Origin of the sequence: Fusibacter sp. A1 (assembly GCF_004125825.1) — a bacterium.
Taxonomy (GTDB): Bacteria; Bacillota; Clostridia; order Peptostreptococcales; family Acidaminobacteraceae; genus QQWI01.
This window is the reverse complement of sequence record NZ_QQWI01000009.1, coordinates 148,899-163,103: the sequence shown is the minus strand read 5'-3', so window position 1 is coordinate 163,103 and position 14,205 is coordinate 148,899. Positions and strand designations below refer to the sequence as shown.

Genomic DNA, 14,205 nt, shown 5'->3' with positions numbered 1-14,205 from the left:
TTCACTTGAAGAAGAGTCTAAGAGTTGTATTACTGATCACGGTGATCGTGGCCGCAATGGTCACATCAAGCGTGTTGACACTTTATGCCCAGTTCAGCATGGGTGAGCGAAAAGTCGTTCTGACCAGCGAACTTGAAGAACTCAAGGCGGTCCAGGACAGGTATGCGAAAGCCGAACAGCTAAAGGCTTATATCGAGAGCAACTACTATCTGAGTACGCAGGATATCGATTTTGAAGAAGGCGTGATCGACGGAATCTTCAGCGCCCTCGATGATCCGTATTCAGTTTATTTCACGGTCGACGAGTTTAAGGCCTTCAATGAATCCACCTCTGGAAGCTACGGTGGAATAGGAATCGTCGTTGAACCTGGAAAAGACAATTACATCACTGTCGTATCCCCTATAGAGGATACGCCGGGTGAAGCGGCGGGTCTGATCACCGGAGATAAGATCTTGAAGGTGGACGGAGTGGAAGTTTTCGCCGAGACCATGGATGCCGCTATCAAGAGAATGAAGGGCGTGCCTGGGACAGATGTCATATTGACCATCTACCGTGAAGGCACAGAAACTTTCGATGTGCCGATCACTAGAGCGCAGATTGTCATCAAATCAGTGAAGTCAAGAATGCTCGATACAGAAGATCCTATCGGCTACCTAAGAATCACTTCTTTTGACGAAAAGGTCTTCACAGAATTTGTGAATCATTATAAAGCCTTGGAATCACAAAACATCAGAGGACTTGTGATCGACCTCAGAAACAATCCTGGTGGAAGCTTGTCCGAAGTCATAAAGATTGCGGACTATATCTTAGGTGAACAGGTGATCGTATCGACCAAAGACAACAAGGGACAGGAAGACTCGTTCGAATCTGACAGCGGCAAGATCGATCTGCCGATCACGGTACTCGTCAACGGCGGAAGCGCGTCAGCATCTGAGATATTGACTGGAGCGATCAAGGATTCTGAGTCTGGAACCGTGATCGGAACCCAGACATTCGGAAAAGGACTGGTGCAGACGGTCAGACCACTTAGGGACGGCGACGGCATCAAGCTTACCATAGCGCAGTACTTCACGCCCAACGGCGACTATATCCACGGCACAGGAATTGAGCCGAATATCATCCTTGAACAGGCTGAAGATTACGATGCCAAAGACGATGAGACGGATGTGCAACTGCAAGAAGCGATTCGCATTCTCTTGGATCAAATATAATAATCATTAAGATTTAGTAAGAATTCTTTACCTAAGGCTACTTAGTCAGTATACTGTGAGGAGGCGTTATTTCGGCGTCTTCTTTTTTTCATGAATAAGACCGGAAAATTGGGTATGAATAAAGCATTAGGTAAATTGTGATACAATATTATGAGAGCAAATAATGAATTTGCAGTGAGCACCTATGAAAGGACGACAGTATGATTATCCGTAAAGCGAATATATACGATACCAACGATATCGCACGAGTACACTATGATGTCTGGACAGATTTTTATGGAGACTTCGTATCTCCTGAATTCTTAGAGAAGCTGAGCTATGAAAACAGAAAGAAATTCTGGCTCAAGTATATCAATGAAGGCAGCATCGTTTATGTAATCGAGGAAAAAACAGGCGGAATCATCGGTTTCGCAGTGCCTCAGATCCATAAATCGAAGGCAGGTGAAAGTTACGGAGAGATCATCGCCCATTACGTCGCTGACAAGCATCAGCACAATGGCTATGGTAGCGCGCTACTTGTGGCTTGCGCCAAGTTCTTCAGAAAGAACCACCTGGATCAGATGAGAGTGTGGGTGCACAGGGATAACCCGTCAACCGAGTATTATAAAAAGTTCAAAGGTGTCGAAATGGACGCTAGACTCGATAGGATGGACAATAAGGATATCATCAAGCTCAACATCTCATGGCAGGATCTGGATACGTTTATCACAGAGCATGAGTTTGTTTTCGACAATATCATTAAAGAATATTAAATGAGTGATTAAAACATTTGGAGTTCTCTTCAGGTGTTTTTATTTTGTAGTTGTTTCATTTTAATGAGGAGGATAAGATGGATCGTGATTTAGCAATTAACCTTGTGAGGGTTACAGAGGCAGCAGCGCTTGCAGCAGCACGCTATTTGGGTCGTGGGGACAAAAATGCGGCTGACGGGGCGGCAGTGGACAGTATGAGAAAAATGTTCGATACACTTCATATCGACGGAGAAGTGGTAATCGGAGAAGGTGAGCTCGATGAAGCACCGATGCTTTACATCGGTGAGAAGATCGGGCGATCGGATATGGATTTTCCACAAGTGGATATCGCAGTGGACCCGATTGACGGAACCTCAGCCCTTGCAAAAGGTCTGGATGACTCGATAGCGGTAGTCGCACTCGCACCTAGAGGGAAACTGCTCAAAGCTCCTGACATGTACATGGACAAGTTGGCTGTGGGTCGTGAGGGGATCGGCGTATGCAGTCTTAATCTGACGGTTGAGGAAAACATCAAAAACCTTGCCAAAGCCAAGGGAAAAGCGATTGAAGACATGGTCGTCTCGACGATCGATAGGGAACGAAGCGACTACATCATAGAGGCGTGCAGAAACTTAGGTTGTCGGGTGAAGCTGTTTAAGGATGGCGATGTCGCAGCCGCACTGGCGACATGTTTTGACGATCAGAACGTGGATATGATGATCGCCAACGGAGGCGCACCGGAAGGGGTTGTCGCAGCTGCGGCGATTAAAGCCCTAGGTGGTTACTGCGAAGGAAGGCTGACGCCGATGAACGACGAAGAAAGAAAACGCTGCGTAGAGATGGATGCTCCCTACGATGTGGTTCTTACGATGGACGAGCTCGTATCCAGCGATGACATCTACTTCTGCGCCACAGGAATATCCGACTGCCAGATGGTCAGAGGAATCCACTATCAGGGAGACAACAAGGCGATCTCTCACTCGCTTGTGATCCGTGGCAAAACAGGCACGGTAAGATACGTAGAAGCACATCATAAATTGGATAAAAAACCGGAATATGCGCAAATCGAGAACATCTAATCATTTTTTAAGACAAAACCCGGTGATTCTTTGGTATAGTATAGATGATATCATCTAACATAGGAGGCGATTGTCTTGAATGCTAAAAATTTTCCTTATATAAGCGTGTTGCCAGCTGTAATCCTAGCCTTTATCGCATACAAATTCATCAACCAGATCGATGTGCTTTTAAACGGCATCTCATTTATCGTGTCCATACTGGTTCCGATCATATGGGCGGCCATCATCGCCTATCTTCTGAATCCGATGATGAAGGTTTTTGAAAAGCATTTTAAGATGAAGCGCACAGTGGCGATCCTTTGCGTCTATCTTTTGGTGATCTTCCTCCTGACGGGAGTCTTGACCATCATCATACCAAGGATTGTAAACAGTGTGTTTGAAATCGTTAAAGAGTTTCCGTCCTATGCAGAAACAGCGACGCTTTGGTATCAGAAGCGCCTGGTCGACATTCAGAGCCTCGAGAAACTGGCCAATACGTATAACCTCAGTCTGGAAAGCTTTTCAAATTTCGACTTTCAGGAACAGCTGCAGTCCTTGGCGGACAATCTGCAGACCTTCGCCCTGGGTCTTGGACAGGCGATCTTCGATTTCACCTCCGGTGTTTTCAAATTCATCATGGGGCTTGTGATCTCTGTGTACCTGCTTAAGGATAAGGAGAACTTCAACAAGGAGAGCAAACGGATGATGAGGGCCTACCTTGGACCAAGAAGAGCGGAGAGTCTCATCGAACTCGGACGGGAAATCGATTCTGTTTTGAGCAAATACCTGATAGGAAAAACCATCGATTCACTGATTATCGGCATGATCTGTTTTGCCGGACTGACCATACTCGGTGTTAAATATGCAGTGCTCTTGTCCTTCATCATAGGACTCACCAATATGATTCCGTTTTTCGGACCCTTCATCGGTGCGGTACCTGCGATCATACTCACCTTGTTCCATTCTCCGATCCAGGCACTTTGGGTGGCGATCTTCGTTCTCTTGCTGCAACAGCTTGACGGATACATCATCGGACCTAAAATACTTGGAGACAGCGTAGGCATGTCGCCGTTCTGGATCATTATCGCCATCATCGTAGGCGGCGGTCTGTTCGGTGTGATGGGAATGCTGCTCGGCGTACCCATGCTTGCTGTTGTCCGCAAGCTAAACGAAAAATATGTTACAAGAAAAATCAGTCAGCAGGATATAAACAACCTGTAAACATCTAAAGCCGTTCCGTTTGGGACGGCTTTTGCTTGTTTCCAGATAAATCAGGGTATAATAAACTATTGTAATTGACATATGATATCAAGAACGATAAAATTATATAAGCGAACAAACGTTCTGTAGGTTAAGAGGTGAAACAATGGATACGTTTAAATTAGTTTCGGATTTTGCACCGACAGGAGACCAGCCTGTAGCAATAGACGGACTTATCAATGGATTTAAGTCAGGAAACAAAAAGCAGACCCTACTTGGCGTCACAGGATCTGGTAAGACATTTTCTGTTGCGAATGTGATACAGGAACTTAAGGTTCCAACCTTGGTGATCGCCCATAACAAGACACTCGCAGCCCAGCTATGCAGTGAATTCAGGGAGTTCTTCCCGGATAATGCCGTCGAGTATTTCGTAAGCTATTATGACTATTATCAGCCCGAGGCTTACGTCGCGGCGTCGGATACCTTCATTGAAAAGGATTCTGCGATCAACGAGGAAATCGACAAGCTTCGGCACTCTGCCACAGCAAGTCTTTTTGAAAGAAAAGATGTGATCATCGTCGCGTCGGTATCGTGCATCTACGGACTCGGTAACCCGATCGACTACAACAGCATGGTCCTATCGCTTCGACCCGGAATGATCAAGACAAGAGACGAGATATTGACCAAGCTTGTGGATATCCAGTATGTGAGAAACGACATCAACTTCACCCGCTCGACGTTCAGGGTCAGAGGCGATGTGATCGAGATCATGCCTGCTGCCTCCTTTGATAAGGCGATCAGGATTGAAATGTTTGGCGATGAAATCGAGCGGATCGTAGAAGTGAACGCCTTGACAGGTGAGATATTAGGGGTTAGGAACCATGCTATCTTCTTTCCCGCATCGCACTATGTCACCCCTAAGGACAAGATAGAAGTCGCCATCGGCGAAATAGAAAGGGAGCTCGAGGAACAGATCGCCTTTTTCAAGAATGAAGGAAAACTGATTGAGGCGCAGCGTATCGAGCAGCGAACACGATATGACATTGAAATGCTAAGAGAAGTAGGCTTCTGCCAAGGAATAGAGAACTATTCGAGGGTCATGTCCTTAAGGCCTCCCGGCAGCAGACCCTATACGCTCATCGACTATTTCCCGGATGATTTTTTAGTGGTGATCGACGAGTCGCATGTATCCGTCCCGCAAATCAGAGGGATGTTTGGAGGCGACCAGTCAAGAAAGCGCAATCTGGTCGATTACGGATTCAGACTGCCGTCTGCTATGGACAACAGGCCCCTGAATTTTGACGAGTTCGACAGTCTTCTCGACAAGGTCCTCTACGTCAGCGCGACTCCGTCGGTATATGAGAAGGAACACTCCCAGCTGATCGTCGAGCAAGTCATCAGACCTACAGGACTGCTGGATCCTCCAGTGGAAGTAAGACCTGTCGAAGGTCAGATCGATGATCTGTTCAGCGAGATCACCGATAGGGTTTCTAAAAAGGAACGTGTGCTGGTGACCACACTCACCAAAAGGATGGCCGAGGACCTTACGGACTATCTCAAGGGACTTGACGTGAAAGTAAGATACATGCATTCCGACATCGATACGATGGAACGGATGGAAATCATCAGGGATCTCAGACTTGGTGTATTTGACGTGCTTGTCGGGATCAACCTCTTAAGAGAGGGGCTTGACCTACCTGAGGTTTCTCTTGTGGCTATCCTTGATGCCGACAAGGAAGGATTCCTGCGGTCAGAGACCAGCCTTGTCCAGACGATCGGACGGGCGGCCAGACATCTCAACGGTCGCGTCATCATGTACGCGGACAAGATCACCAATTCCATGAACCTGGCCCTTACTGAAACCGAGAGAAGACGGATCAGACAAGCCCGCTACAATCAGGAAAACGGCATCGAACCGAAGTCGATCAAGAAGAACGTGCGCGCGGTGATAGAAGCCACCAAAGCTTCAGAAGGCGACATCACCTACGACATCGGGCATGCCACAGGTCATATGACGATACCGAAAGATGAGATTGAAACGATGATCAGGCACTTGACCGATGAGATGATGAACGCTTCAAAAGCGCTGGAGTTTGAACGAGCAGCCGAGCTCCGCGATGAGATAAACGACTTAAAAGACATGCTTGAAAGCTAGAGGTTAGACATGATTAAACAATATATTGAAGTACGGGGTGCCAAAGAGCATAACCTGAAGAACATCAATGTGAAGATACCGAGAAACGAACTCGTCGTCATTACGGGGCTGAGCGGTTCTGGAAAATCTTCATTGGCTTTTGACACCATCTACGCCGAAGGGCAAAGAAGATATGTGGAGAGTCTTTCCGCCTATGCAAGACAGTTCTTAGGACAAATGGAAAAACCGGATGTGGAGTCCATCGAAGGATTGTCACCTGCGATCTCCATCGATCAGAAGACGACCAGTAAGAACCCAAGATCCACAGTAGGTACCGTAACAGAAATCTACGATTACTTCAGACTCCTATTTGCGAGAGTGGGAACGCCGCACTGTCCGATCTGTCATCAGGTGATCGAGCAACAGTCCGTAGACCAGATCGTGGACAGGATCATGGCGATGCCTGAACGTACGAAAATTCAGGTGATCGCTCCGATTGTCAGAGGAAAAAAAGGAGAACACAAAAAGGAACTCGAACGCATCAGAAAAGAAGGCTACGTCCGTGTACGCATCAACGGCGAGATCATGGAGATCGACAGTGACATCAGCCTCAACAAGACCAGAAAGCATACGATCGAAATCGTGATCGACAGGCTGATCATCAAGGAAGGCATTGAAAAAAGGCTGTCTGACTCGGTGGAGACTGCCTTAAGGGAATCTGACGGGCTATTGATCATCAACGAGATCGACAGCGTGGACCACACCTTCAACACTAGGTTCGCCTGCTCTGAACATGGAGTCGGTATCGATGAGATGGAACCGAGGATGTTTTCCTTCAACTCACCTTACGGCGCGTGTACCCAGTGCAAGGGTCTTGGACACCTTTTAAGCGTGGATCCGGACCTTGTAGTACCGGATAGGAAGCTGAGCATAAACGATGGCGCCATCGCACCTTTTGCAAACAGCGGAGACGGCACCTATTATCAGCAGCTGATCGAAAGCCTAGTAAAGCACCATAAGGGTTCCCTGGATAAACCCTACGATAAATTGCCGGATTCGCTTAGGCATGAGCTCTTGTTCGGTACCGACGGCAGAGAAATCGAGTTCACCTACGAGAGCAAGTTTGGCGGTGTGAGAACCTATAAGGCACCTTTTGAAGGCGTGGTCAACAATCTTGAGCGCCGCTACAAGGAGACCAACTCGGACTATATGCGAGGCAAGATCGAAGAGTACATGAGCCTGAATCCGTGTGAGGCCTGCCAGGGCCATAGGTTGAAAAAGGAAACACTGGCTGTGACGGTTGGCGGGCTTAATATTTCTGAGGTGACCGCCCTATCTGTCGAAGCCTGCCTTGATTTTTTTGAAAACTTAGAACTTGATCCGACCAAAACGATGATCGCTGAACTCATCCTGAAGGAAATTTTCGCAAGACTCAATTTTTTGATGAACGTCGGTCTCAGCTACCTGAACCTCTCACGTGCTTCAGGCACGCTTTCCGGGGGCGAATCGCAGCGTATTAGGCTTGCGACACAAATCGGGTCTGGACTATGCGGCGTACTTTACATTTTGGACGAACCCAGCATCGGACTTCATCAAAGAGACAATGAGAAGCTCTTAAAGACACTTCGAGAACTGACGGATGTGGGAAACACGCTGATCGTTGTAGAACATGACGAGGACACCATCAGGCGTGCGGATTATGTGATAGATATCGGTCCTGGAGCCGGAGAACACGGTGGTGAGATCATCGCCGAAGGAACCTTCGAAGAAATCCTTGCGAATGAGAACTCCATAACCGGCCAATATATCTCCGGCAAGAAGTTTATCCACGTACCTGATAAAAGAAGAAAAGGAAACGGACTCGCTATCGAGGTGCTCGGGGCGCGTGAGAACAACCTTAAAGGTGTGCATGCCACATTCCCGCTAGCGACCTTCACCGCTGTGACGGGTGTATCAGGCTCGGGGAAGAGTTCTCTGATCAATGAGATACTCTATAAGGGTGCTGCCTCAAGTCTTTACAGAACGCGCGTGAAACCTGGCAAACACGATAGCATTAAGGGACTTGAGCATATCGATAAAGTAATCGATATCGACCAGTCACCTATTGGACGGACACCAAGATCGAATCCTGCGACGTACACAGGTGTGTTCGACTTTATCAGAGACATCTATACCGCAGTGCCGGAAGCCAAAATCAGGGGTTATGCCAAAGGGCGATTCAGCTTTAATGTCAAAGGTGGAAGATGCGAGGCCTGCAAGGGCGACGGAATCTTAAAGATAGAGATGCACTTCCTACCCGATGTCTATGTGCCTTGCGACGTATGTAAAGGCAAACGCTACAACAGGGAGACGCTTCAGGTTAAATATAAGGGTAAGAACATTGCGGACGTTTTGGAGATGACCGTGGAAGAAAGCCTTACCTTCTTTGAGAACGTACCCAAGATAAGAAGGAAGATGGAGACTCTGAATGATGTAGGACTAGGTTATATCCGTCTAGGTCAGCCATCCACCCAGCTATCCGGAGGTGAAGCGCAGCGTATCAAGCTTGCGACAGAACTGAGCAAAAGAAGCACAGGCAAGACCCTGTATATCCTTGACGAACCTACGACCGGTCTTCATATGGCCGATGTCCATAATCTGATCCACGTTCTGGACCGTCTCGTCGAAGGCGGAAACACAGTCGTCGTGATCGAACATAATCTGGATGTGATCAAATCGGCCGACTACGTCATCGATATCGGTCCGGAGGGCGGCGACAAGGGTGGTCGAATCATCGCAACAGGAACACCTGAAGAAATAAGCGCGTTTGATCAATCCCACACAGGTTACTTCTTAAAAGCCTTACTCAAATAAATAAGTCGGGCTTTGTCGACGATTTAAAGCCAGGATTATAATTCCTGGCTTTTTATTTACCTTCACTATGGGTTATACTTATGCTAAGAGGAAAGGTGCGGACGATGAAAGACTTTAGTGAACAACTTAAAATGCTACCACAGCTTCCTGGCGTGTATATGATGAAAGACAAAGAAGGAAACATCATCTATGTGGGCAAGGCGAAAAATCTTAAAAATAGGGTCTCCTCCTACTTTAGGGGATTCAGCAGCCATATGCCCAAAACCCAGACGCTGGTGGTGAATATCGATGAGTATGAGTACATCATCACCGATTCCGAAGTCGAGGCGCTCATACTCGAATCGAATCTTATCAAGAAATACAAGCCAAGGTTCAACATACGCCTGAAGGATGACAAGGCATATCCATATATCAAGATCACCGCTGAAGATTATCCAAGAGTAATCAAAGTAAGAGCCATCAAAAAGGACAAGGCCAAATACTTCGGTCCCTATACGAGCGATTACGATGTGAACCAGACGATAGACGTCATTCAAAAGGTGTTTCCAATCAGGCAGTGCAACCGGGACATGACAAAGAAGAATCAACGACCCTGTCTCAACTATCATATCAAGCAATGTCTGGGACCATGTAAAGGGAACGTTCAAAAGGAAGAGTACGGAAAACTTGTGGAGGATATCAAACTATTTTTGACAGGAAAGGAAACCGAACTGCTCAAAAAGATAGAAAGCGAAATGCTGTCTGCCGCTAACAAACTCCAGTTTGAAAAAGCGGCCCAGTTGAGAAACCAACTTAAGATACTGACCCAGCTGACCATAAAGCAAAAGGTGACACAGACAAGCGGAATCGACCAGGATGTGATTTCAATCGCGAAAGTGGACGACAAGGCGTGTATCATGGTCTTCTTCGTTAGGGGAGGACTCCTGCTCAATAGGGAGAGGTTCATGTTCGACGATGTTCAGTTCGAGACGTCCTCACAGCTGCTTGAGCAGTTCATCCTACAGTTTTACGGCGGAACGGCTTTCATTCCAAAAGAGCTTCTTTTGCCAGAGCCCATAGCGGACCACAAGGTGTATGAGGAGTGGCTGAGTCAAAAGTCTGGAAAAAGGCTATATGTTCTCACTCCACAAAAGGGAGAAAAAAAGCAGCTGGTCGATCTTGTGACGACCAATGCCAAAGAGTATCTTGAAAAGCACTACGAAAACATCAAGGTCAAGGAACTGGCACAGTTGAAGGTCCTTACTGAAATGAGGAACCTTCTCGGACTGGGTGCGATGCCCTTAAGGCTGGAAGCGTATGACATATCCAATATCATGGGCGTCTTTTCCGTAGGCTCCATGGTGGTTTATGAAAAAGGCGACAAGAAGAAAAGCGACTACCGCAGGTTTAAGGTAAAAACTATTGAAGGACCCAATGATTACGGAAGCATGATGGAGGTTCTCTACAGACGATTTAAACGGGGACTTGACGAGCAAAAAGACGGTGCGTCAAGTCATCACAAGTTCGACAAGCTACCCGATGTGCTGCTCATAGACGGTGGCAAAGGGCATGTGAGTTCGGTGCTTGAAGTGATGAATGCCATGAAGGTGGATATCCCTGTCGTTGGAATGGTAAAGAATGAAAAACATAGGACGAATGCCTTGTATTATAACGGAGAGACTTATATACTGGATAAACATAGCGATCTGTACCGCCTGATCGCAGGCATTCAAGAAGAAGTGCATAGGTTTGCCATCAGCTACCATAGAAGTCTACGTGACAAAGCCATGTCGCAGTCGGTGCTGGACGATATCGAAGGCGTCGGGCCCAAAAGAAAACAAGCGCTCCTGAAGCATTTTAAGACGATAGACAAGATTAAAACCGCTTCCTATGAGGAACTCATCGCAGTGGAAGGTATCATTGACAAGACCGCGCTCGCAATCATCGATTATTTTAACGGAGGAAAGCAGTAAATGGATCAAAAATATGTTAGTCTGGATGAACTTATCAAAGACTTCAAACTGGAACAACTCAATCATGCGTCGACAAGAGAGATCAAGGTGACCTCACCTGAGCTTAATAGAATCGGTCTTCAGCTGACAGGATTTCTTGACTCTTTCGCCAATGAAAGACTACAGATCGTAGGTATGGTGGAGTGGAAATATATCGAACAGCTTGACGATCAGAGAAGAAGGAATGTGGTGGAGGACATCATGAAATTCGGTGTGCCGGGAATCATTTTCTCAAGAAACCTTCCGGTACAGAGTGAGTTCATCGAACTTGGAGACCAGTACAACATACCGATTTTCACGACTCCTAGAATCACGACGAACTTCGTGTCGGATCTTCTCAAATATATCGACAACAAGCTGGCTGAGTCGACGACGATCCACGGCGTATTGATCGACATTAACGGAGTCGGAACCCTCATACTGGGGAAAAGCGGGGTCGGTAAGTCAGAAACCGCTCTTGAGCTTGTAAAGCGTGGACACCGTTTTGTAGCTGATGACGCAATCGAAATCCATAAGGTGAGCGACAACACGCTCAACGGAAAATCACCTGACCTGATTAAGAACTTTATGGAGATTAGGGGTATAGGCATTGTCGATATGTCTAAGTTGTACGGTATAGGCTCTGTAAAGGATAACATGAACATCGACCTGATCGTTCAGATTGAAGAATGGTCGGCGCAATCGGATTACGACAGGTTAGGTCTTGACGAGAAATTCATGCAGATTTTGGACATCGACGTTCCAAAAATCACCTTGCCTGTCAAGCCGGGTAGAAACTTGGCTGTCATCCTAGAGGCCGCTGCAAGAAACCATTCGCTGAAACGAATGGGGTTCAATGCGGCTGCGGAACTGGATGCCAAGCTGCGTGAACTGCACACTGCCAAGTAAGTATTGCGGCATAATAAATTGAAGGACAACCGGAGTGGCCATTTGGCCACTTTTTTTATGTGAAACTTTGCTAAAGATTTTTCAAAGAAGAGAATAATTTTCACGATAAAGTTTTATGAAAACGTTTCCTTGAAGTCGTTGGAAATTCACGGTTTTAGCTAAAGTGCTAGATATATCTACGGTTGAAGGGGATTGTTAAAAAATATTTAAAGTACAGGTTAAAAAAAAATATGTTAAAATATAATTAATCTTCTGAATATACTGACTATTCGAACAAATAGAAACGAAAGCAGCGTATCAGAACTACCAGAGGGAGAGGTGTTTACAGTGGAAAAGGTGAAGTTGACGGTCAATGGACTGTCTGTTGAAGTACCGTCGGACGCAACGGTTCTTCACGCAGCAAGACAAGCGGGATTTGACATTCCAACACTTTGCTACATGAAAGACGTAAACGAAGTAGGGGCATGTAGGGTATGTCTAGTGGAAATCGAAGGAGCTAGAACGCTCCAGACTTCTTGCGTGACACCCGTTAGGGAAGGCATGCAGGTGAAGACGAATACCAAAAAGGTCCGTGAAGCGATCAAAGACACGGTGGAACTGATCTTGGCAAGCCACAACAGAGAATGTCTGTCGTGTTATCGTAATGGCACATGTGAGTTGCAAACGCTTACTGAAGAACTCGGTCTAGAAGATGTTGTTTTTCATGGCGAAAAGAAAGCGTACAAAATCGACGATCTGTCGCCGTCTATCGTTAGGGACTCAAGTAAATGCATCCTATGTGGTCGTTGTGTCAACACTTGTAAGGATGTGCAGACGATAGGTATTCTTGAATTTACCAATCGCGGGCATGAAACAATCATTGCCCCTGCGTTTGACAAGTCGCTAAAAGATGTACCGTGTATCTACTGCGGTCAATGTATCAACGTATGCCCGGTAGCGGCACTAAGAGAGAAAACGGATATCGAACGTGTTTGGGATGCGATTGAAGATCCGGATACTTATGTGATCGCCCAGACAGCGCCTGCTGTTCGTGCAGGACTCGGTGAGTCTTTCGGGCTTCCGATCGGCACAAGGGTGACTGGTAGAATGGTCACTGCGCTCAAACGGTTGGGTTTTGACAATGTGTTCGACACCAACTTCGCCGCGGACCTTACCATCCTTGAAGAAGGCACGGAACTTTTGACAAGAATAAAAACAGGCGGAACATTACCGATGATCACCTCGTGTTCTCCAGGCTGGATCAGGTTCTGCGAGTTCTATTATCCAGAGATGCTTGATCACTTGTCCACATGTAAATCACCTCATCAGATGTTCGGCGCCCTGCTTAAGACCTATTACGCGGATAAGATCGGAATCGATCCTAAAAAGATGTTTGTTGTTTCAATAATGCCTTGTACCTCCAAGAAGTCTGAAGCCGCAAGGCCTGAGATGGTAGTGGACGGAAATAGGGACGTCGATGCGGTATTGACGACACGCGAACTGGGTAAAATGATAAAACAGTCCCGCATGGACTTTGTAAATCTTCCCGATTCGGATTTCGATCCTACTCTTGGCGAGTACACAGGAGCCGCTGTAATCTTTGGAGCCACGGGCGGCGTGATGGAAGCTGCGCTCAGAACCGTAGCGGACGTGCTCACTGGAGAGGATTTAAACGAAATCGAGTATCATGACGTGCGTGGTACGGAAGGTTACAAGGAAGCAACCGTTAGAATCGGCGATCTCGACGTCAAGGCTGCTGTTGTGCACGGCACAGGAAATGCCAGAAGGCTTCTTGAAAAAATAAAATCCGGTGAAAAATCCGACTTGCACTTCATCGAGGTGATGGGTTGCGAAGGTGGTTGTGTGACCGGTGGGGGACAACCTCAAGTTAGCGCCAAGGTCAAGGAGATGATCGATGTCAAGTCAGAGCGTGCGAAAGCGCTTTACGAGGAAGACCTGATCATGCCGCAAAGAAAATCCCATAAGAATGAAACATTGATGAAGCTCTATGAGAACTTCCTTGAAAAACCGAATAGCCACAAATCGCATGAACTGCTTCATACGCATTATTATCGAAGGGACAAGTACCCCATTGATGCCAACGTATGCGGTTGTGACTGCGAAGAAAACAGGTAAGACCGACAAAGTCCCCATTCCATA

9 protein-coding genes are annotated in these 14,205 nt (G+C 46.8%); all 9 read left to right on the top strand.

The genetic code is table 11. The features are described 5' to 3' along the window. Positions 1 to 5: 5 nt before the first annotated feature. A complete protein-coding gene (locus DWB64_RS14025) occupies positions 6 to 1,211 on the top strand; it encodes a S41 family peptidase (RefSeq protein WP_129488879.1) in 1,206 nt (401 codons plus the stop codon). 200 nt (positions 1,212 to 1,411) lie between these two features. Next, positions 1,412 to 1,963 carry a GNAT family N-acetyltransferase gene (locus DWB64_RS14020; protein ID WP_129488878.1) on the top strand — a complete coding sequence of 184 codons (552 nt, stop codon included), beginning with the start codon at positions 1,412 to 1,414 and terminating at the stop codon, positions 1,961 to 1,963. A 77-nt stretch (positions 1,964 to 2,040) separates the two neighbouring features. Next, positions 2,041 to 3,021 carry a class II fructose-bisphosphatase gene (gene glpX, locus DWB64_RS14015; protein ID WP_129488877.1) on the top strand — a complete coding sequence of 327 codons (981 nt, stop codon included), beginning with the start codon at positions 2,041 to 2,043 and terminating at the stop codon, positions 3,019 to 3,021. Between the two features lie 75 nt (positions 3,022 to 3,096). Then, positions 3,097 to 4,221: an AI-2E family transporter gene (locus DWB64_RS14010; RefSeq protein WP_164980424.1), complete on the top strand. Its 1,125-nt coding sequence runs from the start codon at positions 3,097 to 3,099 to the stop codon at positions 4,219 to 4,221. A 145-nt stretch (positions 4,222 to 4,366) separates the two neighbouring features. Further along, the gene (gene uvrB, locus DWB64_RS14005; RefSeq protein ID WP_129488875.1) at positions 4,367 to 6,355 is read left to right on the top strand and encodes an excinuclease ABC subunit UvrB; all 1,989 of its coding nucleotides are present in this window, start codon (positions 4,367 to 4,369) and stop codon (positions 6,353 to 6,355) included. 9 nt (positions 6,356 to 6,364) lie between these two features. Continuing rightward, complete coding sequence (gene uvrA, locus DWB64_RS14000) at positions 6,365 to 9,187, top strand: excinuclease ABC subunit UvrA (RefSeq protein ID WP_129488874.1); 2,823 nt, start codon at positions 6,365 to 6,367, stop codon at positions 9,185 to 9,187. Positions 9,188 to 9,291: 104 nt separating this feature from the next. Continuing rightward, positions 9,292 to 11,139, top strand: coding sequence for an excinuclease ABC subunit UvrC (uvrC, locus tag DWB64_RS13995; protein WP_129488873.1), 1,848 nt, complete (start codon positions 9,292 to 9,294; stop codon positions 11,137 to 11,139). Further along, complete coding sequence (gene hprK / locus DWB64_RS13990) at positions 11,140 to 12,066, top strand: HPr(Ser) kinase/phosphatase (RefSeq protein WP_129488872.1); 927 nt, start codon at positions 11,140 to 11,142, stop codon at positions 12,064 to 12,066. It begins immediately after the preceding gene. Positions 12,067 to 12,393: 327 nt separating this feature from the next. Continuing rightward, complete coding sequence (locus tag DWB64_RS13985) at positions 12,394 to 14,181, top strand: NADH-dependent [FeFe] hydrogenase, group A6 (protein WP_129488871.1); 1,788 nt, start codon at positions 12,394 to 12,396, stop codon at positions 14,179 to 14,181. Positions 14,182 to 14,205: the final 24 nt, after the last annotated feature.